This is a genomic window from Paenibacillus sp. Soil750, assembly GCF_001428045.1.
Taxonomy (GTDB): Bacteria; Bacillota; Bacilli; order Paenibacillales; family NBRC-103111; genus Paenibacillus_E; species Paenibacillus_E allorhizoplanae.
This window is the reverse complement of record NZ_LMSD01000026.1, coordinates 23,239-47,847: the sequence shown is the minus strand read 5'-3', so window position 1 is coordinate 47,847 and position 24,609 is coordinate 23,239. Positions and strand designations below refer to the sequence as shown.

Below are 24,609 nucleotides of genomic sequence, written 5' to 3'. Positions count from 1 at the left end.
CCCTCCAGAGAACCTAATTTTTAGTAAACTTGACGGCATCCGCAATCACATAGTTACTGTTGGCATTGTCAGTTAGCTCTACATATCCTGTAGCCCCTAGAGCAAAGTCAAAAGTACCTAATAAAATCCAGTTACCTCCAGGCGACGTTTGCTCGTTGACCAGGAACGTTTGGGAGCCTCCATTGTAGTACACGGTGAACGGGGCGTTGGAAGCCCGATCACCATTCCCATTCGGCAAGCGATAATACACTTTGTAATTGCCTGACTGCGTAATAGTTGGTTTCCAGCAAATGGAATCCACTCCGGTTCCTGTTGCATTAAACGCATAATCCGAACCGTAATAATTAGGGAGTGAAGCTGACGAGTTCCAAGTTCCTGTCTTTTCCGCTTGGAGATTATCAATGATAATACTTCCATCAGCAGGAGTGGCTTTCACACTTTTGGAATGTACACTTGTCAACGTGCTGTTCACAGCTGATACTACATAATCATAAGCTGTTCCATTGGATAAACCTGTATCCGTATAAGCAGCCGATGTCAAATTGGAGGCAATTGGGGTATAAGCACCTCCAGCGACTGTACGCCGCTTGACCGTATAGCTGGTTGCGCCAGGTACGCTTCCCCAGCTTAGATTCACTTGTGAATCTCCTGCCACTGCCGTGAAACCAGCTGGTGCAGACAAGAACTGCGTGGAAGAGTACGCCAAGAAATTATCGAATACAGCGGTGACAGAATCCCCATTTTGTCTTGCTTCACCTGTCAGCATGATGCTGAAATCATTATTCCAGGTAACCGGAACACTTGCATACTCCACATCGTCAACTAAGAAATGAACGTTGCTGCCGTCATGAACAAGCTTAATTTCATGGTCACCATGATCCGAATTCGTATACACGGTAACATCACTGCCGTCATTTAAATTATAGGCCCATACCCCTGTATCGCTATTTTGACTAAAATGAATATTCTCTGTATAGGTACGCCACAGCTTAATTCCGCTGCGATACCCCGACCCCGTGCCATTCGCAGAGACCCGATCTACTTTCACGGTTAGTGGAGAACTTGCCGTCGCCTGAAAAAATGGAATGGATTGCACCCCTTTGCCACCCCAGTAATTTACACTGGTCGTACCGGAAAATGTCAACGATCCACTGGATTGGCTGGCACCAATGCCAGTCACAGCTGTCGACCGAAATCCCTTGTCGATGACTCTCCATTTTGTTAAATCAATTGCCGTGCCGTTAAAATTATCAATAAAATAATTGCTCGGTGTGACTTCACTCGAATTTCCGTTTTCTCCGTAGGCACCTTCGGCAGAGACGACATAGTAATAGAGCGTATCATCCGATATATCAGAGTCTACATAAGTAGTTGCCGTCACACTTGAAGCAATCACCGTGTAAGGTCCGCCTGGAGTCGTACTTCGTTTAACGTTATAACTAGATGCTCCTTGGGAAGGCCGCCAACTTAAATTCACATTCGGATAATCGCCAACTGCTTTGAGTCCAAGCACTTTGAACTGAATCACAGCTAATCCATATACACTTGGATCGCCGACTCTCGTTGCCTTAATAATGGTCTGGGGCATAGGCGGCATGGCGTTCGGCGCAGTAAATGTCCCGCTGGTCGAGATCGCTCCTTGCGACACACCGCCAAGCACAGACCATGTCGTTCCATACGTGCTGCCAATGACTGTATCATTGAAAGTAGTTGTACTTCCAAACACAGCAGAAATTTCTCCAGGCGTAATCTCAATCTGCTCCGGTTCCCCAACCGTCGTGTATACGGCTACACTATTCGCAGGCAGATTCGTATCACTAAAACTGCTCCCAACACTCGTCCAAGAGGCATCACTAGGTATCGTTACAGCTCCTGGTGTAGGTACCAACGTACTGGTATACAAATGCCGACTAACAGTTTTGTTTATACTCGAATTAAACTGAATGTCTACACTTTTGCTCGCTGAAGAACTGCTGTTAACAACATACACCGTGTACTCACCATCAGCTCTTCTCACTGACGTTACATGCAAGTCAGGATCATCCGACGTTGTCAATAGCACCTGCGCATGCGAACCTGTAAAAGTAGAGAACAAGCCAAGCGAATAATACGAATACCGAGGCATCGTTGATTCCGGTAGCCATGGCCAAGCTCCAAAAGTAGTATCGATAAAATTCAGCGGATCGACCAGCTGTTGATCGGCAAGGCGCCAATATAGCATACTGGATACGCCATTTCGCATTCCGGATACCATTAAATCTGCAAGATTAACACCATACTGAAAGGTACTACGGTCTTCATTGGTCCCACGAGCTGCAAATTCGGTCAAAATGTGTGGTTTCCCCGTAGGCGCGATATAACTATTGCGAGTTGAAAGCCAAATCGGCAATGTGCTGTAATCCATGTTATAAGCATGACCATCATAAATATCGAGAACATCATTCATATACGTCGCTGCATACGCTGTCCATTCTGAACTCGAACCGGATTCATCAGGCCCGACTAACTTTATCGTGGAGCGCATGCCGTCTGCAATTAACCGATCGTGAATAGCTTGGTACATGTCCTTGTAATAGTCCTTTGGATCAATGCCTGCTGGTGTCTCGAAATCACCACCACTTGGTTCATTGTAGGACATCACATACTTAATGTTATCATATCCCTTTACCGTAATCAGTTGGTGCAGCGATGCCGAAACCCATTCGGCCCACTCATCCAGATCGTTCGGGGCGCTATTGGCTGAACTCGGTAATCCACTGAATGCGAGCCAACTCTGTACGGCAGCATCCATCTTCCAACCGGCGACGAGCATGACATCGATTTGTTCTGATTTTAGGAAATCAAGCACTTTGTAAACAGACTGCATTTTAGCGCTATTCGTCTGCATATTCGACCAGTTCGTGACGTCAGGGTCGTTGTTATCGTTCGCAGGCTCCATCCAATCGGTCTGATACCACACGCGAACAAGGCTCGGATGCAACTTGGCTACCCGCTGTTTCTCCACTTCCCACCAGTCATCATTGAAACCATTGGCTGCAGCTTCGCTCATGAACTGCGTAGGATCAAACTCGCCACCGAATCCGAGGAAATCATTGTTAACAATAGAAGATGTATCTATGGTTACTGTTGAGCCAGATGCATACGCAGAAGATGCCCCAAACATAGCCGTAATCGCGAAAGCCACCAACATAAAGGTCATTCTCACCCTTTTTACAAACCATCCATTACATCTCATTATTTCATTTCCTCCTTTTTAATAAGGGAATGTTGTTTGATTGGAGGACAGAACGATTCTGCCCTCCAGCAAATTTTGTTAGTTACCTTTATTTTTTTTGTACGCCTCGTTAGCCTCCTGTTCGATCTTGCTTCCACCTGACAGTTTCCATTGCTCAACAAACTTATCAAAATCAGAGATAGGTGCTGCGTTCATAATAATTTTGGTGAAAACTTCCATTTCCATTTTCGTTAGCGTTGCAAGTTTATCGACCATCGTTGGTGTCGGCGAATAGATAAATTCGTCAAAAACAAATGTTTTCTGCTTATCGTACTGATCAATGACTTTAAAGGCACCCTCTGGCCCAAACGTCCGATCTGAATACCACATCTTGTAATCGCCATTTCTAAACTTGGTAATGCGGTCAAAGTGAACAGAGGCAGGGAAATCAAGTTTGCTGCCATCCCCTGTCTTGAGCGCGTCGACAACTTTATACCAAGCTTCTAGATTAAGATTAGGTGACTCTAGTTGAACCGGCGCAAATTTGGCAGGGAAAATCCCGTCTTTCGCAATAAAAGGATTAACTGACCCGGAATAATCGGTTTCAATATATTTTTTCAAATACGTGTTCAGCAGCTTGATAACAGCTTCCGGGTTCTTCACGCCTTTTCTTACAACGATAAATGTTTCTGCCGTTGGATTCGCTTGTACCTTCGCCGGGGCTGAGTCTACGGAGACGATTGGATACGTCTGCCAAAGCGGATAAGCGGCATCCTTGTTTTTCTCATAATTAATGTCATACGTTTTGCCTGGTGGATCCCACAGATGCCCGTATATTAAGCCGATTTTCTCCGCATTCACGTCTTCCAGGATCTTGTTCGTGTCCTTGACGGAAAATTCTTTGTCTAGGACGCCGTTTTTATACAAATCCTGAAGCTTCTGCAACGCGACTTTCATTTCTGGCTGCACCGAACCGAATACGATTTTACCCGATTCGTCTTTTACCCAATAGTCTGGATAAGCATGGTACCCGTTAAAAAAGCCCCTGACCGAACCAAAATTCTGCAGCATCTCTTTGTTAATGGCCAGACCGTATGTGTCGTTTTTTCCGTCCCCATCCGGATCCATCTTGCTAAACGCTTCTGCAATTTTCATCACATCATCCATCGTCTTAGGCGGTGAAAGGTTCACTTTTTTCAGCCAATCGGTTCTAAGCCAGATCATTTCAGTCGAAGCAACGCCCCCGTTTGAGGCTGTATGCGGAATTGCCATCAATTTACCGTTCACGGTCGAGGCTTTGATCGCAGCCCCACCATCGACTGTGAGCGTTTTCTTCGCAAAGGGACTCCCATACTTTTCGTAGACAGCAGTCAAGTCTTCAAGCGCTCCTTCGTCTACGAGTCGCTGCATGGTCACCTTGTCGACTTCAAAGAAGTCAGGCAAACTGCCCGAAGCAATCGTTACATTTAATTTCTGGTTGTATTGCGACTTGTCCACAACCCACATATTTTTCACTTTTATGCCAAGTTCATCTTCAAAAATACCGTTCCAAATATTCTTATCCAGCGACTCTCCGTCTTTAAATTTAAACCCAGCATCAGTAAATCGTACCGTCGATACTTCAATAGGCGGATTGTACTTACCATTGGTTGGCGTTGCGGACTGCGAATTGGCTTCTTTCGATGGTTCTGATGGACTTGGACTCCCCTTTTCATTCGTATCACTGCTGCATGCGGAAAGCGTCATAAGAGCAGAAATCAGAACCATATTCAGCACGTTGACATGTTTAACTTTCATTTTCAATCCCCCTGGGAATAATATGTTACCTACTGATTTCATTGAACTTAACCTTTTACACTGCCTACAACAATTCCTTTGATAAAGAAACGCTGAAGAAATGGATATAAGAGCAAAATGGGTAGCGCACCTAAAAAGATTTGTGCTGATTTTGCCGTCCGACTTGAAACATCCTCAAATAACTTCATATTAACCAAATCCATGCTCCCCATTATGGTATCAACATTATTGACGATGGTGTACAGATAGCTCTGAAGCGGATAATTTGATGGTGAGTTCATGAAAATAAGTCCATCGAACCAGGCGTTCCAATGACCTACGGTAGCAAATAGCGTTAAAGTCGCGATGGATGGCATGGATAACGGAACGTATACTTTCCATAAGATCCTCATATATCCTGCCCCGTCGATGAAAGCGGCTTCCTCTAACTCTTTAGGAATTCCTCTAAAAAAGTTCAGGAGCAGCACGACATTAAAGACCGGAAGGGCATGTGGAAGAATTAGCGACCAAATGGAATCAAGCATGCCTAGCATCTTAACTGTCATATACAAAGGAATAAGACCGCCCGAGAAAAGCATCGTAAATACCAATATCCAGACATACACAGTCCGACCTTTAAACTCAGACGATTCCTTAGATAAAGGATACGCTGCCAAAACAGTTAGTACCATATTCACTGTCACCCCGAGCAGAACCCGCTTCAGGGTTACAATCAACGACAAGAGAAATTCTGACTTTCGAAGAATGAATTCGTACGATATGAATGTAAAATCTTTTGGCCAGAGCTTAACAAATCCTGCAGAAACCGCAAGATTGGAGCTAAGTGAAATCGCGAGTATATGAATCAGCGGAAGGATACATAAAACCGCCAGCAGGATCAGAAACGTATAATTGAGCACAACGAACAGCCATCTCGACCAAGAATAACGATCTACCAAGTTCAACTTCCTTCTCTCTAAAAGATTCTATAGTTCGCAATCCGGTAGGCAAGATAGTAGGACACGGAAATGAGTACTAGCGAGACTACCGACTTCATCATGCCAACTGCTGTTGCCACACTGTATTGTGCATCGATCAAGCCAATCCGGTACACAAAAGTATCAATAATGTCACCACTTTGATAGACTACTGGACTGTAGAGATTAAACACTTGCTCAAAGCCGGCATTCAATATGCTGCCGATGCTTAACGTAGCCATCAGGACAATGATCGGCGCAATACCCGGCAGCGTGATATGAAGCGCACATTTCCAGCGATTCGCGCCATCGATAACAGCCGACTCGTAGAGCGACGGATTAATACCCGCAATAGCCGCCAGATAGACAATCGTACTGAAACCAAATTCCTTCCATTCATTGGACAACACCAGTGTAAAAGGAAACCACTTATTATCGCCAAGAAAAAATATCGGATCGATGCCAATCGCTTGAAGCAACTGGTTCACAATCCCTGCCGATGGGGACAAGACATCCACTAAGATGCCTCCCAAGAGTACCCAGGACAAAAAATGCGGTAAATAAACTAGTGTCTGGATACTTCTCTTGACGAACGTAATGCGCATTTCATTTAAGAGCAGCGAAATGACTATGGGCACCAGGAGCCCCGCTATAATTTTCATAACGGCGATGATGATGGTATTTAGAGTTACTTGGAAAAAGTCGGGTAAATGTATGACATAGCGAAAATTATCAAGTCCTACCCAATTCGAACCCAATATTCCTTTGGAGGGCACATACTTTTCAAATGCCATCACCAAACCGAACAACGGAATATAGCTGAAGATTAAGACTGTGATAATGCCTGGTAAAACCATTAGATGCAAGGAAACCTTGGAAACCCATCGATTATTCATTATTTTTCTCTCACCCCCTCGTTATGCCCTGCTTCTCTTTCATAATAAAATGTATTGGGATGTAAAAATACGAGACATTTCATACTTTCTTATCTTCTCTCATGAACTTTGTTAAATAAGTTCGTACGCTTCCACGCAACAAAAATACCGCCGAATCAACGAGGGGACTCGCATGTCCGACGCCAGTTCATTCACAAAGCATTTAATTAGTTTCCCGATATCCTTTGCAATGTTTGAAATGGAGTATGATAAACAAGCTGACGCCGGTTGAATACCGACGACAGCTTACAGCCTAGAGGCTTTGCTAATGTCCACTAAAAGGGGGAGTGACCAAACAAGGGTAGTAGAGGCTTTGTTGTTCGACAAGGTTGTTCTTGAATTACCGTCTCACGATAAACTGCTCATATAACTTGGCGGCATATTGAAAATTTGCCTCTTTCGTCCTGCCGGCATTATGCGGTGTATGCACGACATTATCACGGCCGAGCAACGGATCGTCCAGCGGCAACGGTTCGATGTCGAAAACATCGGCGGCAAGGCTTAGCTCATCGGCAAGCACACGGCGGCGCAACTCATGCATGTCGCATATTTGTGCGCGCGTAGCTAACACGACTAGAGTGCCTTGCGGCAATGCTCCGATATTTTCCGCTGTAATTATGCCTAGTGTTTGCTCGGTCAACGGCACCATCGGGACAAAAATCTCCGCGTCCCGCACCAGCCGCTCCAGGTGCCATTCCTTACGAGAACCCGCCCGATGAAAGCTGGGCTCACTTGCGTAGGGGTCCCAGGCCGCAACGTCCGCGCCTAACATATGAACGAAACTAGCATAGCGGCTGGCGATGTTGCCTGCTCCGACAATACGTACACGTTTACCTTCGACCGTGCCATTCGTAAAGCGCACATCATCGCCAAATTGTTGCCCGCGGGCATTTGGAATTGGATCTCCACCTGCAGGACTGTAATCCCATGGATGAACACTTGTTATGATCTCATGATGGGTTTGCGGAATTCGACGCAGCCCGCATAACGTCAAAGCCAGAGCGAATTCGCTCACGGATTGTCCCCAGAACCCCTCTGTTGGCTGGGCATATACACGTATACCACGTTTGTTCAAATAATCGATAGTATCGGAATCTTTCTGCAGAAATCCATAATCTTTGTCCGCAATAACAACCTCTTCTAGGTTTGTAAATAACTCTAAACAAGATATTGTAACTGGCACTCGTAACGAGATGAGCCGTTCATAGCTCTCTGGCTGTTGAACAATGTCACTTAGCAATTGCGTGGAGTCTTTCGACAAACGGATGAAGGTAACCTCACCGTCTAGAGCTAGGAGCTGTCGTAAATGATCCGCCGCAAACGGCCAAACAAAATCAAAATTAGGATGAACAACCAATGCACTTTTCATAAGAATTATCCTCCAATATAGCTAAGCCACTTCTTTTCAATTTCGTTCGCATCTAGTGTGCCATGATATATAACAATACGGTACTGCGCCAGATGGCTTTCTCCCTTATTTAGTCGCCATGATCCTGCAATGCAGCGGCTAGGGGATATGCCTAATTCGCCATCTACACGCCAAGGAGAGGGGTACTCCGGATTTCCTGCATGATCAAAAATCGCCATGCCTGCATGGCCTTGACGACCTTCAATAGGCATATGAATCGCTGCCCATCGGGCACGCTCTCCATCAGCTTCTTGCGGCGTATGTCCTTCGCTGTTCAAGAACACTCCACCTTGCTCATGACGATACGGCATCCTTAGAAACAACCCGCCATATGCGTATTGACCGAACGAAAGATCCTTCTCTGCTTTCAGCGTCCAGCTCATGTCCAGTTCATATGTACTGCCTAGATCTTTGAGGCACCAGTTCTGCTCTTCGATCAGCAGCAGTTCGCCTCCTGGTTCACGCCATGAGGACCTCACTGTCCAGCAAACTTCATTTCCAGACAGAGAGATGTTCATAAGCGGAGCAGGATGAAAAGAACCATCCGTTGGCGCATTACTCACTCCTTCCGTCCAAAAACCGTAGCCATTGACGTCATTCAGTCCCACATACAATCCATGCTGCCAGGGGTGGTGCGCCGGCGCATCTTCCGTGAGGACACCTTTGCCATCAGGGGCTACAATGGGATGAATAAAAGGTCGTCTATTCAATTCTGCTTGCTGTGTGAGGAACGGCCTTTCCTCACCTTTGCGATTGATAAACATATAATGATCGGAGCTAGTAACAACTAACGTCTCGCTTTCAAGTTGTTGCTTCATGATTGTCATATGCTACACATCCTTCTAATCAAGATTATCTGAACACTGGAATTCGGACTGGTTCACCGTTTTTCAAAGCCGAGTCATGTGCACATAAACCTGCACTCGTCCAGTTCGCGGATGTAAACACATCAGGAAATGCTTTCCTGGACTCCACAATACTCATGATGAATTCATGAACCAGGTGCGGATGAGATCCGCCATGTCCACTGCCCTGCTTGAAGGAAAGATGTTGATTATCTTCAGCATCATAGACGCCTTGTGTGGTGTACTTTTGTATAGCTTCGGGAAGCAAATGGGCGTAATCAGGAATCGTCACGCGTTCCCCATCTTCACCCCTAAACAGCACGGGTTCTTCCCCCTCCATCTGTTGCCATTCAAAGCTGATCTTGTCCGCATACACATCGAAGCTCTCCACATATTCGCGCGCCGTCTCAAACAAAGACCGAGTTACTTCCATGGCTAGGTCAGAATCCCTGAGCCGGAAGAGTGCCGATTCCACTGCAAACGGAGAATCGTATTTGGAAGCCAACTTATCGGCAATCTTGCCTGAACCAAGGCAGTAGACAAGCTCAGCTTCCTTCTCCGCTAGCGCTAGCAGCGGGCTAACCGCATGAGTGGCATAATACATGGGTGGCAGTCCTTCCCAATAGCCTGGCCAACCTGCCATCTCCTGCTGATGAGCCCCGCGAAGAAACTGAAAACGACCGAGATGACCACTGTCTCGTAGTTGTTTAACATACAGAAATTCACGTGTATACACCGCGGTTTCCATCATCATATAGTTTTTTCCAGATAGTTGTTGCGCTTCAACAATGCGTCTGCAATCTTCGATTGAGGTCGCCATTGGTACGGTACAAGCGACATGCTTGCCTGCGAGCAGCGCAGCTATTGTCTGCTCTGCGTGATCTGGTATCGGCGAATTAATATGGACGGCATCAATAGCCGGATCCTTAAGCAGATCATGATAGTTGGTGTAACGAACCTCAATGCCAAAATGATCACCAATCTGGTTCAAACTTGCTTCCGAACGTTGACATATGGCATACATCTCGGCGTGCGGGTGATGTTGATAAATTGGTATGAATTCAGCTCCAAAACCCATCCCTAAGATTGCTACTTTTACTTTTGACTGCATTACATCCTCCTACTATAAAGTAATGTTTTCTCCTGTTTTCTCGCTTATTCTTAGTTTTCAAAATTGACACGACTCATCCTCAATAATGTAGATGCCATTATGGGGAACCTGAATCTTGTTAATATCAAGTTACGAGGAAGTTTCAAGCCGGATTTCCTCTCCCCCTCGTTATGCTTTGCTTCTCTTTCATAATAAAAGGTATTGGAATGTAAAAATACGAGACATTTCATACTTTCTTATCTTCTCTCATGAACTTTATAAAATAAGTTCGTACGCTTCCACGCAACAAAAATACCGCCGAATCAACGAGGGGGCTCGCATGTCCGGCGGCAGTTCATTCACACAGTATTTAATTACTTTCGCGATACTCAATTGGCGTTGAACCTGTCAGTTTCTTGAATACTCGGGTAAAATACGGCGCCGATTCAAAACCAACCTCGCAGGCAATTTCGTGGATTTTCATCGATGTGTTTTTGAGCAGCTGCTTTGCACGCACCATTCGTTGTTCGGTAACATAATCCGTCAGGTTATTACTAGTAAGCTGCTTATACAACCGGGACAAATACGGCGGACTGAGATAGACGACCTCGGCCAATCGCGTAAGTGTCAAATCCTCCCTCATAAAATCATGCACATATTGATGTAAAATGCGGATCATTTCATGGGTTCTTTCTTGCTGCAGTCTAGCGTTGTAGTCAGCCGCCATCTCCCCTAGCTGTCGGAAATAGGCTAATGCAGCCTCCCAAGAGCTGTGGTTATCGAATTGTACATATTTATCCAACTTCATTGGAGCACCAAGCTCGTCAATGAGATTTCGCCGACTCATATAGGAGAGAAAGAAGGAGGATAGATTTGCGAACATTTCCATGGTTAAATAAGTCAGCTTTGTCTCGGACACTTCCATGTTGTTCAGCAGAGTAAACTCATGAAAATGTTGAACGAACTGCGCTTTATCCCCGTTATCCAAATGAGCCTCCAACAGGTCTAACTTCCGCATATGATTTCGTACTGCCATCTCTGCGAAAAAGGTTTTACTGGAACGCTCTAGCCCAGCTGTGTCTGAACTAGGCTCCACTACCAGCTTCTCGACGCTTCGAATCAGACCGCTGCTAAGATTAAGCTTGAGCGAATCGAATTGACCTGCCGCCTTCTCCCACGAACTTGGATTTGAACTTAGCATGAGAGAGATCGGCAATTTTAACAGCTGACTGCAAGTCGCTTGTATGGATTCAGATGTTCCTTTTACGAATTGCCGTACACGCTCCCAAGCCACCTCAGCCTCTTCCCCTTGAGAGAGTGGAAATTGCTTGGGTTGAATGAACCAGACGAATCGAAACCGATCGTACAACAGAAATACAAACCGAAACTTGTCTGCCAGAAACTCCTCTGAAATGTTTTGAATGGAGTATGATAACAACGTTCTATCTGACGTTGACAGATTCTTTCCCCAGTCGTCGACCCTCCCTACCACAAGGTAAACGTCTTGCTTGGGATCCAAATGAATGCCTAATTCCGTGAATCGTTTCACTCTTGCAGCCTCAGAACCCATCTCCCCGCCTAGCATTTCCATGAAATAATCGCGCCGCATGGCTGGAATTGCTTGCTGCATAAGCTCTTGGGCCTTCTTCAATATACTCCCCTCATGCAGCTCGGTTTTGATTTCCTCCGCCGCCTTTTCAATCGCTTGAAAGATGAGTTCATCGTCTTCAGCCTTCAGGATATAGTCCATTCCCCCCTTGCGGATCGCTTTCTGTATGTACTCGAAATCATTGTATCCGGAGAGGAAGATGATCTTGCACCGAGGCCATAAATCTAGCACATGGTCTGCCAACTCAAGACCGTTCATGCCAGGCATGCGAATATCTGTGAGCAAGATATCTAGACGGCGTTCTCGAATCCGCTCCAAAGCTTCATTGCCTGAATAGGCTTTATTAATTGTTAATTCATACTTGCCCCACTCTTCAAGCGTATTCGATAATAAATTGACTGCCACAGATTCGTCGTCCACAATCATTAAGTTTAGCATGTTTTCCTCTCCTCCGTTTCAACTCGGATCGTCAAGATTACGCATAAACCTCCACCTGACCTCGCTCTTACTTGAATACCCGATTCATTACCGAATTTTAATTGCAACCGCCGGTGTACATTCATCATTCCGCTGACATCGATATTTCCTGTTGGATTTGTGAACCGATGATTCCAGAGCATCATGTCTTCCTCCGTCATGCCAACACCGTTGTCTTCGATTAGGATTTTTAAATCTTTATCGTCCGTCTCTACCGTAATGGTTAGTTCTCCATTTGCCAAAGTATGCTCGAGTCCATAGTTGTAAGCGTTCTCGACCAGTGGTTGCATAATTAATCGTGGCACGAGTAGATTGTGTTTATCATCGGGCAGCTCGGCAATTGATACTTTTAAGCGATTGGAAAATCTAACATTCTGGATCTCCATATACATGCGCACGTGATGCCATTCTTCAGAGAGAGGTACATCTTCCCCTGCTACCTTCGTAATATAGCGAAAATAATCACCTAAATACTTGGTAAGTCTCAAGCTGTTCTCATAGTCTTCATCTTTCGTGATACGATAAAGCAAGTACAGGCTGTTATAGAGAAAATGGGGCTTAATCTGTGACTGCAGCTGATTTAACTCTGCCTGCTGTTTTTGCAGCTGTTTTTCATATACCTCGTAAATCAGGGTTCTTAGTCTGTCTGCCATCCGATTGAATTGCCTATAGAGATAGTTGAATTCATCCCGACTCTTGTGATGCAGGACAAGGTTCAGATTGCCTGATTCCATATTGCGGAAGGCACGTACCATTTTAGAAAGCGGCTTATGAATCACCTGATAGATCCAATAAGAAACGAGCACAATCAGTACAATAGTTGCGATGGACATAAGAAGAATGAACTTTTTATATTTCTCCAGCGGCCCAAGTATATCTGACTCCGGCACGAACACAAGCAGTGTTGTGTTCGAATCTGAGGCGTACTCAAAGGCCGTAATATAGTTTTGATTGTTCACCCGGATGTTTTCGATCCATCTCCCGTTTACTAATTGCTTAGCCACCTGACTTTGAACACGCTCAATAATTGGCGTCATAGCTTCATTGTTCTCATCGCTCGAAATCCGCCATGCATCACTGACGAGAGCCGATCCGCTCTTTTTGAAGCTAGATATTTGCAGGAGGAAATTTCGTAGTTCATTCACGGAAATCTCCGTCTCCAGAACAAATACAGGATCACGTTCAGGCGTTATTGCTTTGGTGGGGTAAAATTCCCGTATAAACAGCTTGCCATCTCTAGCATATATAGGCGTACCGTTCGTAAATAGCTCTCGTTCTTTTTTTAATTGTTCAATTTGTCCTGAAGGGAGCGCTGTTGTGAGATCATCTGTGCTTATAATTCGTTGTAGTGACGGGATATAAGCTTTAGCTACAGTTGCGTAGATACCGGAGCTCTTGATAAGATTCAGCTTAAGTTGAAGTTGTCGCATCATCAGTGAACGGTCGTAGTCAGGTAGACCTTCTCCAATTACACTAAGGTTTAACAAGTCATCATCAACCACATATTGACGCTGAAGTTGAATCATCCGATCAATTTCTTTGTTAAGGGAATTATGGTAGAAGCTAATTTGTGCTTGGAGCGAAGATGAAATTTCATTGCTGACAAGGTGTGACCCGGACTCATTACTATGAATGGCCATCGCATACACAGGTAATATCATAATGAAGAATAATGCCAACAGCTTTGTGAAAATGGAAAACCACCAATTCTGCCAGTTTAATTGCATCATGTTGGAATAACCCCCCATCGTGTTCAATACTGCCTACTAATTATTACCAGCATAGTTGACAGAACTATTCGACAAATACCTACACTTTCCTCTTATATCCAAATAAACGGTTACACAAAAAATCTGCTCGAGTTTCGCATAGCTCGAGCAGACAGTTTAGTTCTATATATTTCGTTTATGCATTGACGACTAAGGAGCTAATTTCCACAATAGTATTCTCAGATCTTGAGCGTTCTGCCGCAAAGCCGATTTGATGGCCATAAATCGATTTCTCCAGAGATGTCGAAGACAGAGAAGGTTTATCTCCCCGTAAGGTGCGAACAAAATCTGCAACCAGCCGCAAATCGCCGCCACCGTGCATGTCGGATGTGACATTCGTCTCGATCCGTTCTTCCTTGTATAAATGACCAGGCCTTGTATCTGGTTGCCTAACCAAGAAGTAACCATCCTCCATCGTACCGGAAATTTCGCCTTTCGTCCCCGTGATATGAATCGTCCTACACGACTTGGAGGTGGCGCCTGTTAGATTGTGCGATGCCGTACTTCCGTCTTCGAATTCGATGATGACTGTTTGATGATCGACAACATCATTGTCACAGCGCCATACGCAGCGCCCGTATGGATTAGACGTTCGCAACGATTCGATTTTTTCTTCGTGGGTTGGGATACTGCTTACATATCTATTGTCCCAAGCATAAATGCCCCATAAATCTTGTTCGATATACATTTTATTCGCGGAATACATACATGTAGCTTCAATTGGACAATCAACAAGACACCTTCTACCAGCGCCTTCCGGGGCTTTGTCCGCTCGAAACTGGAATAATCCTCCGAAGCTACTAACCTTCTTCGGTCGTATGCTGCCTTTCATCCAAGTAATCATATCTAAGTCATGGCAGCATTTGGCTAATAACATGGAGGAATCGCAACTCGCTTTACTATTCCATTTCCCTCGTACGAAAGAAGTCGCCATATGATGGTAGCTGACATTTTCCTCTGTCTGTATTGCTATGATATCCCCGATTACTCCGCTTTCGATTTGCTTACGGATTTCCAAATAAAATGGAGCATGCCGCATTACATGACAAATCATCACGGTACGGTTGTATGAACGGGCTGCTTCGTACAGTTCAAGTACTTCCGTTTCGCTTATGCCGATCGGTTTCTCTAACAGAACATCGTATCCCGCCTTCAAAAGTGGCAGCGATGTTTGAAGATGGAATTGATCCATCGTTCCATTAATAGCGGCATCCGCTAATTGGTGATGAACAACAAGTTCCTCAACGGATGCAAAGCAATTGTCCGGAGAAATACCGAAGCGTTCTGCCGTTAATTGCCGGCGTTCTAGGTTAGGCTCAACAACGCCAACGATTTGCAATTCATCTGGATGCTGCAAGGCATAGGAAGCATAAATCAAACTTCGGTTGCCTGCGCCGATAATGACAGCCTTAATAGGCTGATCTTCCGACATACGGGAAGGCCCCAATTTCATATCCATATTCTTGTAATCATACCTTTCTGATTTTAGACATCGCTTCTTGAGTTGCTTATATCACCCCAATCATCAAATACTTGGGATTATGAACTTCTTAATAATTTCCTGATAAAACAAGGAAGCGAGTACACCCTGTCCTTCATCGCCCGGGTGTACGGTATTCTCCGGCTTATTCAAATAAGTGTTTCCTAATGTTGGGCTATACATGTCCACACACGGAACCCCTTTCACCGCGCATGCCGCTTTCACTTCGTCTACTTTGACGATGTTTTGTTCCGATGTGTAATAGGTATTATATTGAATCGTGGCCACGATGATATCAGCATTGGGGAGGTAAGCTTTCATTTTATCTAAACCGATTTCTAAGGAAGCCTGAGGATTCGTATTGTTCATGCCTGTTAGCCATAACACCAAGTCCGGATTTCTAGATGCTACAACAGACTCTATCACATTGGTAATCGTACTGACATCCGCTCCGGATAAACCATGGATACTGACAGGACGAAACAGCATTTGCTGCAGCTTTCTACCGTATAAGTTGTCTGGTCTTACAGCGACATTGGCTCCGAAAGTAATGGAATCACCGATGCAGACGATACTTTTATACTGAGTTTGCTGCGGTTGCACCAATTCGGAATACAAATAATCAATTGAAATGTAGTTGCCTGTAGAGCTGGGATTTTTCGTTTCTTTCTTACGAATTTCTATGGTATGGTAACCCGCTGTCAGTTCTATTACCGCATAGATCAAAGTTCCGTATGTCGCAGTGGGAGCATAATAATCCGCTTCACCATGAATGACCCCATCAATATAAATATCCGCTTTTCCGAAGCTTGGCGCCTTCAGAGCATAAATTTCTATGCTCGTACAATAAGCCTTCCATATTGCCGACGCATTAGCCGTTGCAGTTCCATCTGAATCGTGCCTGCTATCCATGCTTCCGTTCGTTGTACTGACATGTGTCCATGTGCCCGAATAGCTCAAAGCCATATCCTCAATCTTCATCCTCGCCATCACAGCAGCCTCCCTCTCATCACCAAATTGGTACTACCCAGATCGTCCATTTCCCAGATAGATTCGCACATTTTACTTTTACAAATCGTGATACGTTATCCAGGACATAAGAAGTTGTTCCGTTAATTCCGGTCTTCACCGCATTGACGCTTAATTCATCAGTATACAGTCCGCTTTCATTCGGCGCGCCGCTTATAGTAACATCAATACTGCCTGCAACGTTTGCCTGCACATAGATTCTGCATCTAGAGTACCCTTTTAAATCCATCGGATTGCTGATTAGCGTCGAACCCGTCGGTAAATAAACAAACGACTCCGGCGGTGCTGGGTGTATTCTAGCTTGATCGTCCATTATCTATCACTCTCCTTAAAATTACTCATTTTTCAGTTGGATAACCATTTTTGTAAAAATGCAATACTTTCCTTGCGCATTTCTTCCNCTAGCTTGATCGTCCATTATCTATCACTCTCCTTAAAATTACTCATTTTTCAGTTGGATAACCATTTTTGTAAAAATGCAATACTTTCCTTGCGCATTTCTTCCGTTTCCATATGTCCTACATTGTATCTTAGTAATTTCMATGCATCTTGCARCATCGTGAGCTTGATAGATTTTCTATTAAAATTAGCATCAATTTCGATCAAACCAGAGGGTAGGAGTCCATGAATCAAGATTGCCTGCTAAGCTCAAATGAGGGCGAACTTTATCGTTCCCGAAANAAAATTAGCATCAATTTCGATCAAACCAGAGGGTAGGAGTCCATGAATCAAGATTGCCTGCTAAGCTCAAATGAGGGCGAACTTTATCGTTCCCGAAAAGCAAAATTTTCCCAATCATTACAATCCTCCTTCTCGAATGTTGATGATGCTTGGCTCTTCTTAAGAGTAAAATATACGGTCATGCARATCTACGAGATTCTATAAACATTCTTATCTTCTCTTGTGCTTTTTGCGAGCASATCGACCATTTTCTAAAAAAGAGAATCACTTGAACGTTTGATACTACTCAAACATCCAAGCGACTCTCCTCATGCTTCCGTATTCGATGACATTGCGTTCTGCCGTTAATCCATTTTAACGTGATAGATATGCGGATTTTGACGGCGGCATTCTTCCATAATAATATAAAACCGGCATCCTCATTTCTATTTTAACGTGATAGATATGCGGATTTTGACGGCGGCATTCTTCCATAATAATATAAAACCGGCATCCTCATTTCTCAGGGATACCGGTCTTTATGTTCAAGTGGTATTTAAATTAAATCAACCGCCCATCCCGAAACCTCACAACCCGCTTYGCYTGCTCCGCAACCTGCCGATCATGCGTAATCACAATAATCGTCCTGCCCTGCTCGTTCAACCGTCTGAAAATATCCATAATCTCCGCGCCGGTTTTCGAATCCAGCGCCCCTGTAGGCTCATCCGCCAAGATGATCGGTGGGTCACCTGCCACTGTCCGCGCAATCGCAACACGCTGCTGCTGCCCGCCAGACAACTCCGACGGAGAATGCTTTCGGCGATCCAGCAGATCAACCGCTTCCAACGCTTGTAGAACCAGCGGCTCCCGCTGTTTCCTCGTCAGTCCGCGATAGATCAACGGTAATTCCACATTTTCATAAGCGTTTAATCTCGGTAGCAGGTTAAAATTCTGAAAAACAAACCCGATCTTCCGATTCCGAATCTCGGCCAATTGTGAATCCTTCAGCGAGTGAATCTGCTTCCCATCGAGCGTATAGAACCCTTCGTCCGACATATCCAAACACCCTATGATGTTCATCAGCGTGGACTTCCCGGATCCTGACGGTCCCATGATGGCGACATATTCGCCCTGCGCAATATCTAACGAAATGTCGTCCAAAGCCCGTATGGTTTCCCCACCCATATGGTAAAATTTACTCACATGCTCAATCTGAATTAAGGCTGTCATTGTCTTCGCCTCCATTATTTGATGCCAAATAAATGAAGAATACGATTCACCGACTTGTCGACCTCAACTTGTTGACCTTAACGCTTCGCCTTATAAAATTCATGATACAGCTTCATGAGCGCCCTCTTCTCAATCCGCGACACATACGAACGCGAGATCCCTAGCTCTTTCGCAATCTCCCGCTGTGTCCGCTCTTCGCCACCTAGCTCCAAACCAAACCGACCGACAACAACTTCCTTTTCGCGGTCGTCTAATATTTCCAAATTCCTGTAAATTTTAGACTTCTCGATTTTCAGCTGTACCGCATCCACTACATCGTCAGCCTCACTACCGAGGATGTCGATCAACGTAATCTCGTTCCCCTCTTTATCCGTTCCAATAGGATCATGCAAAGATACGTCTTTCCGCGTTTTCTTCAATGAGCGCAGATGCATCAGGATCTCATTTTCAATACAACGTGCAGCGAAAGTCGCCAGCTTTGTCCCTTTGTTTGGGGAGAAGGATTCGATGGCTTTAATCAATCCGATCGTCCCGATGGAGATCAAATCTTCCAAATCTTCCCCTGTGTTGTCGAATTTTTTTACTATATGAGCAACTAACCTTAAATTGTGCTCAATCAGCTTGTTCCTAGAGTGATCATTACCTTCTGCCATAAGCCTCAGATGTCGTTCTTCTTCTTCCTCGGTAAGAGGCTGTGGAAACGCATTATTTTTGACATAGGATACTAGTAAGGTTAGCTGCTTAATTAATACGGCTATTGCGCTAAACAATCCAGGCATTCCAGCCACCCCCTTCAGTGTTAGCGGATCTTAGCTGTTCGGAAGTCTCCGCTTTGAGCTTAGTATTAGTGTATGTAGGTGGGAGCCTAGAAGTGCCTGTACCTAATAACTTACACGAAGAAGTCATCTGGAACTAGCCCATTTATATTGAGTTGTTTTTCCCGGGTTACACTAAGAGGGGAAAGAAATTTTAGTCTCCTCTGATTGAACTCATACATCGCCTGCTCTTTTGTGATCTCCATCAGAAAAAATTTCAATTTAATGTCCTTAAACTGTCTATACTTTCTTATTTCTGACATATAAATAAACCCTCTGGCTGCAAGTTCTTCAACCCTACAGATATCTATAACAACTTAAGTAGGGACTCGGCCTCTCCCGCGACTGGACTTTCACCGATTAAAAGATGCGTGGACAGTTCGACACGCAAATACGAAAAAAGTTTCCTTAAAGTGACACAAAAAGCACGTACCTTTCCCCTTTGGGACGTGTACGTGCTCGACAAGATTGGTTCGACCATGTATTTCTCTTACTCCTAAGTATTCTACTTTTTATCGAATACCGTGCATTTATTACCACGCCGATTGTTCGGTCCAGTCTTGCTTGTCCAACAAAACTAAATAGCTTCGTGTCCTCAACATGGGCAACTAATCTTAAATTATGTTCAATCAGCTTGTTTTTAAGTTAAAGCTGCAGCATAAACTTGAGAATTGTATCGTTCAGTCCAGGCAATCCCTCATGTCCGAAGTCAGGGAAAATTTCAAGTTTCTTGCTCACTGTTATCTTGTTGTAGGCAGCAAACTGCGTCGATGGCGGACAAGTACTGTCCATTAAGCCAACGCCCATGAGCACTTCTCCTTGGATACGTGATGCTAAATGCTGTATATGGATGTAACCAAGCTTCGTGAAGATTTCTTCTTCCTTCCGATGTTGAGGATCGAAGTGGCGAAAAAAAGTGCGAAGCTCGTTATACGCATCTTTGGCAAGATCCATCTCCCATACCCGCTTATAGTCGCTCAAAAAAGGATAGACAGGGGCAAGCTTCTTAATTCGCGGTTCCAGCGCTGCGCAAGCTAAGGTAATCCCTCCACCTTGCGAACCTCCGGTGACGCAGACACGATTAGCATCGACTTCAGGCATGTCCATGACGATGCCGGCCAGCTGCGCCGCATCCAAAAAAATATGCCGAAACAACAGATTTTCGGGGGTATCGCCCAGTCCACGAATAATGTGGCCGCTATATGTTGACCATTTGACTCCGCCTGTATCTTCCAAGGATCCGCCTTGCCTTGGGTTACGGATTGCGCCCTGCATACTGTTGTAACTGCTAACGGCATATCCAAGATTGGCAGGTTCTTCATTTCTCCAATTTTTGATTATTCATAACATCTAATCTCATAAACAGCGGCGCTAGGGTCGCCATTCGTCGCGTGAATGACAATTCTCAACTGAGCGGTTCTTACCTGTGAATGCAACTGGTGTTTGCGATGCCTTTGATAATTGTCCAGGATCCTTTTCAGTTCGACCCATTCCCCGTCTACCCATGCATTGATGCTATAGTCTCTCGGGCATTGGGGATCCCTGTAGAAAGGTTCATACACGTGATACTCGTGCAACAAATGACCGGGGAACGTCAATTCAACGCATCTAATCGTCTGCTCCTCCGGCCAACTCAACTGTATCCACTGCGCATTTGGCAAATTGGGATCGGATCTCCATAGGTTCGTGTATTTGCCCGGTCGAGTAACCCCATTAATTACATTCATCGGGCCATAACAAGATTGGGCAGGTTCGACACGAAAACTGAGCGTGCCGCCGTATCTGCGCATTTTACCTTTGCCCATCTCAAAAGAAGAGACATGTCCGGGTTCGAATGTACCAGCCGTATACCAATGCACATGCGGATTCGCCATCAAATCCAGACGGGCATACTTTCCTGTGATCCAACTTGCGTCATGATCGAGCTGAACTTGCCATTCGATCCACTGGTCTACGCCCGGAGGTACTTGCAAGAAGGTTTTCGCTAGCGGTGTTCCCGTCTCAACCCGGTAGTCCCATATATGATCTACTGGATGAATGGCTGCTTCCACTAACTGTATCTGATCGGTCGGATTACTCAGGCAAATGAAAACAGCATCCAATCCCTCCTCGCCAATCGCAATAAGCTGTCCTCGGCGATGATTTAACGGTTCTGCCTTTCTAGCATCTGGTTGTTTGCTCCGCTCTTTCAGACCGGACACTCCACGGCTTTCAGGCCCGACGCCAACTAATTTGGCCTCGCTGCTTGACGTAACTGTAGCCAGGCGCGCCAAGTCCTGTGGATCCTCATTACTGACGTTCGGCAAAAAACACCCGTCTCGAAGCAGTATTTGTTGTACCTCCTTAATGCCGCGAGTCGGAATCTCCGATAACGGAATCCCGTTTTTCAACGAACACGCAGCAGCTATTCCCACAGCCTGACCCATCAGAGCTGTTGTGGACATAACACGGACCGTCCCCAACGCGGCATGCGTCACACTTACGTTGCGTCCCGCCATCATCAGATTATCGATATCCTTAGCAATCATGATCCGAAGCGGAATACCATACGGCCCGCAATAGCTCTTAATCGCATATTCGCTCGTTTCGGAGTATCCCTCCGCACTTGCGGGCTCGGCTGTCGGCGCGAGCAGACCACCAGGCGTATGCAGATCAATGAACCACCCTCCAAAGGCGATCTCATCCGGAAATACCGTTTTGTTGGCCGGATCGTGTTCCGTCATGAAATATTGCCCCATAATACGGCGGCTCTCCCTTTTACCTGGCACCTGTCCGATCCAGTCCAGTGCAAAATTGGCTGCTTTATCCTTCATTTCTGGATCCTTATTTTTAATCCAGTCCCAAATGCCAAGGACATGGCGTGTCAATTCGTGTCGAATATTCTCAGAATCGTAGATGGTATTCCACGGAACACCGATCTCAATCCACCAGTATCCACCATGCAAACTTTGAAAAGGCCTTCCCTGCTTATAAAAGTAATCTGGATCTTCATGCTTAATCGCCCATTCTGGCGCTTGAAACGGAACTGGACGTCCCATATCTTTGGCCCTGAAATGAATGGAATTACCCATTGTATCCTTGCTTGCCTTGAGCGGAGCATGCGGTTCGTTAAACTCTTCAAAACTCTCAGAACCCCACCGCCATTCGCAGCCAGCCTGATCGGCAACAACGCCGTCGCCTGTACAATCGACGAAAATTTTGCCTTCGATCGTAATTTCCGTTTCTGCATTCGCCACTCGTGCCACAACAGCGCTGATGGTACTATCACTACTTTTCTGTACGGAGACAATAGATGTATTTAAGTGAAATGACAAATTCGGCGTACTCATCGCCATATCATACATCGTCATATCCCAAACGCTATTCGTCCACCCATTCTCGAGAATGGGTGCGTGGTTGCGCGCACGCTCTTCGATGAGCAATTCTGAAATGATTCCGGTTTCTCGCGCATAAGCATGAAAAGCAGCCGCTCCATGCGGTGTCACGCACACCTCCGAGGAACTGTTGCCACCAAATACAGGACGGTCCTGAATGATGCAAGTTTGAGCTCCGTGCCTAGCTGCCGATATGGCCGCACAGAAACCAGCCAAACCACCGCCGCAGACAACTACATCATATTGTTCCTGTTTTTTAACTGTCACTCTCTCCACTCTCCAATTTCTGCATACTATGAACGAGTACGGAGAGAAGAAACAAGGTTCTCCCCTCCGTTTGGCAATTGTTGGATTAGTTTATATAACCAAGTTCTTTTAAGCGTTTTTGTGCCCCATCCAAATACAGATTATATTTGAATTTCGTTTCCAAATTCTTCAGGAATTCATCGTATTTGTCCAACGAGGTTTTACCGTAAATAAATTTAGATAATTCTTCTTTAATAAATCGAGTGGCATCCGCAGTCATAAAGTCTGCTGGGGGGTTTAGAAGACCATTGTACGCTGTCATTCTCGGCTGCTTTTGCACAAAGTCAATTAATGGGGCTTGCGTTGGAAATTTCGTTTGCAAGTATTCCGCTTCAGGACGACCAGTCACTTGGTAGAGCCACGTATAAGCCCCCTCTTTAGCTAATAGATCTGTCGGAACTACTTTCTCGCCATTTAACGTATAATGCCGGCCTTCCACACCATAACTGACCAGACGATTGCCCTCTTTGGTGGATATATAATTCACATATTCAAATATTTTATCTAATTTAGCCGTATCCTTCTCTAAGGCTTTTGGAATTCCAAACAATGTAAAGGACGTTCCTTTTCCAGTGGAAACATCATACTGGCCACCTGGCCCTTTGGGAGGTGCAATCTGCATCCACTCTGCCTTAGGATTGACCTCTTTAATTTGTTTCGCAGGTGCATCCTTCGCTAGGTCTGTCCATGAGAAGTTACCCATTCCAGCCTTACCTTGAATGGCCTTCTGAACATATTGCTGACCCGTGGACGCAAGCAATTCAGGGTCTACAAGTCCTTCATCAATCATTTTCTTAATGAAAGCTAGCGCGTTTTTCATATTAGGATCATAAAGGGAACTTACCATTTTATTATCTTTAATATAAATTTCCGGCAAACTGTTGTTCGCAGTTGGAGCGCCAACACCAAACGCTCCATAAATAACAGAGAAGGCATCAAATCCTGCTCCCGTAATCGCATAGGTATCCTTTTTGCCATTTTTATCCGGGTCATCATTCGTAAAGGCTTTCGCAACCGCATACAAATCATCCAACGTAACAGGTGCTTTCAAGTTTAAATTATCCAGCCAATCTTTGCGGAGCCAATAACTGTTGGAACCAACACCAGGTTTCTTCGTAATGGTGTATAACTTTCCGTCTACCTTATCGTTATTCAGTGTCTCCTCGCCAACAAAGTCAGCAAATGGTTTCAACTTGGTTTTCAAGTAGGGGGTTAGATCTAACAAACTATCCGAAGCAATACTTTTCAGCAAGCTGTCCCTGTTCAGAATTTGATACACATCCGGTGCCGTCCCGCCAGCCAAACGCACATTCAATTGGTTCTGATAGTCTTCATTTGTAGCTGGAGATGTTAAAATAAGATTTGTTCCTAATTTCTTATCCAATTCCGTCTTGACAAAGTCATCGCTAGAAGGCACATTCGTGCCCCATCCTACTTGCATCCACTCAATTTTGACTGGCGCTGCTGGCGCTTTGCTTGCTGCTGGTGCATTGGTTGCAGCTGTTTGGTTGGTTTCTGCTCCATTAGAGCAACCGGCCATGATGACAGCAACTGGAATCGACATAGCTAGAAACGTTGTTAAGCTCCTTAATCTCTTCATTGTAATCAACCCTTC

16 protein-coding genes and 1 pseudogene are annotated in these 24,609 nt (G+C 45.1%); all 17 read right to left on the bottom strand.

The features are described from left to right. Nucleotides 1-13: 13 nt before the first annotated feature. Entirely contained in the window at nucleotides 14-3,235 is a 3,222-nt protein-coding gene (locus tag ASL11_RS23595) for a golvesin C-terminal-like domain-containing protein (RefSeq protein WP_056620438.1), read from the bottom strand. A gap of 78 nt (nucleotides 3,236-3,313) precedes the next feature. After that, nucleotides 3,314-5,011 (bottom strand): extracellular solute-binding protein, encoded by a 1,698-nt coding sequence (locus ASL11_RS23590; protein ID WP_056620436.1) that lies wholly within the window; start codon nucleotides 5,009-5,011, stop codon nucleotides 3,314-3,316. A gap of 47 nt (nucleotides 5,012-5,058) precedes the next feature. Then, on the bottom strand, nucleotides 5,059-5,949 hold the full coding sequence (locus ASL11_RS23585; RefSeq protein WP_056620434.1) for a carbohydrate ABC transporter permease: 891 nt from the start codon (nucleotides 5,947-5,949) through the stop codon (nucleotides 5,059-5,061). A gap of 17 nt (nucleotides 5,950-5,966) precedes the next feature. Continuing rightward, nucleotides 5,967-6,863 (bottom strand): ABC transporter permease, encoded by an 897-nt coding sequence (locus ASL11_RS23580; RefSeq protein WP_056620432.1) that lies wholly within the window; start codon nucleotides 6,861-6,863, stop codon nucleotides 5,967-5,969. Nucleotides 6,864-7,242: 379 nt separating this feature from the next. Then, a complete protein-coding gene (locus tag ASL11_RS23575; RefSeq protein ID WP_056620431.1) occupies nucleotides 7,243-8,271 on the bottom strand; it encodes an NAD(P)-dependent oxidoreductase in 1,029 nt (342 codons plus the stop codon). A gap of 5 nt (nucleotides 8,272-8,276) precedes the next feature. Continuing rightward, a complete protein-coding gene (locus tag ASL11_RS23570; RefSeq protein WP_056620429.1) occupies nucleotides 8,277-9,137 on the bottom strand; it encodes a PmoA family protein in 861 nt (286 codons plus the stop codon). A gap of 25 nt (nucleotides 9,138-9,162) precedes the next feature. Further along, nucleotides 9,163-10,266 carry a Gfo/Idh/MocA family protein gene (locus tag ASL11_RS23565; RefSeq protein WP_056620427.1) on the bottom strand — a complete coding sequence of 368 codons (1,104 nt, stop codon included), beginning with the start codon at nucleotides 10,264-10,266 and terminating at the stop codon, nucleotides 9,163-9,165. Between the two features lie 349 nt (nucleotides 10,267-10,615). After that, nucleotides 10,616-12,292 (bottom strand): response regulator transcription factor, encoded by a 1,677-nt coding sequence (locus ASL11_RS23560; RefSeq protein ID WP_056620425.1) that lies wholly within the window; start codon nucleotides 12,290-12,292, stop codon nucleotides 10,616-10,618. Further along, complete coding sequence (locus ASL11_RS23555) at nucleotides 12,286-14,061, bottom strand: sensor histidine kinase (RefSeq protein WP_056620424.1); 1,776 nt, start codon at nucleotides 14,059-14,061, stop codon at nucleotides 12,286-12,288. Before ASL11_RS23555 ends, ASL11_RS23560 begins: the two co-directional genes overlap by 7 nt. A 175-nt stretch (nucleotides 14,062-14,236) precedes the next feature. Further along, a complete protein-coding gene (locus tag ASL11_RS23550; protein ID WP_056620422.1) occupies nucleotides 14,237-15,532 on the bottom strand; it encodes a Gfo/Idh/MocA family protein in 1,296 nt (431 codons plus the stop codon). A gap of 93 nt (nucleotides 15,533-15,625) precedes the next feature. Further along, nucleotides 15,626-16,570, bottom strand: coding sequence for an SGNH/GDSL hydrolase family protein (locus tag ASL11_RS23545; protein ID WP_056620421.1), 945 nt, complete (start codon nucleotides 16,568-16,570; stop codon nucleotides 15,626-15,628). Between the two features lie 19 nt (nucleotides 16,571-16,589). Beyond that, complete coding sequence (locus ASL11_RS23540) at nucleotides 16,590-16,922, bottom strand: hypothetical protein (RefSeq protein ID WP_056620419.1); 333 nt, start codon at nucleotides 16,920-16,922, stop codon at nucleotides 16,590-16,592. Nucleotides 16,923-17,830: 908 nt separating this feature from the next. Further along, complete coding sequence (locus ASL11_RS23530) at nucleotides 17,831-18,499, bottom strand: ABC transporter ATP-binding protein (protein WP_056620416.1); 669 nt, start codon at nucleotides 18,497-18,499, stop codon at nucleotides 17,831-17,833. 77 nt (nucleotides 18,500-18,576) lie between these two features. Continuing rightward, nucleotides 18,577-19,278 carry an RNA polymerase sporulation sigma factor SigK gene (gene sigK / locus ASL11_RS23525; protein ID WP_056620415.1) on the bottom strand — a complete coding sequence of 234 codons (702 nt, stop codon included), beginning with the start codon at nucleotides 19,276-19,278 and terminating at the stop codon, nucleotides 18,577-18,579. Between the two features lie 681 nt (nucleotides 19,279-19,959). Beyond that, nucleotides 19,960-20,625: pseudogene (locus tag ASL11_RS23515) on the bottom strand (acetylxylan esterase); the annotation flags it as partial. Between the two features lie 26 nt (nucleotides 20,626-20,651). Continuing rightward, on the bottom strand, nucleotides 20,652-22,955 hold the full coding sequence (locus ASL11_RS23510) for an FAD-dependent oxidoreductase (protein ID WP_056620412.1): 2,304 nt from the start codon (nucleotides 22,953-22,955) through the stop codon (nucleotides 20,652-20,654). Nucleotides 22,956-23,040: 85 nt separating this feature from the next. After that, nucleotides 23,041-24,594: an extracellular solute-binding protein gene (locus tag ASL11_RS23505; RefSeq protein WP_056620410.1), complete on the bottom strand. Its 1,554-nt coding sequence runs from the start codon at nucleotides 24,592-24,594 to the stop codon at nucleotides 23,041-23,043. Nucleotides 24,595-24,609: the final 15 nt, after the last annotated feature.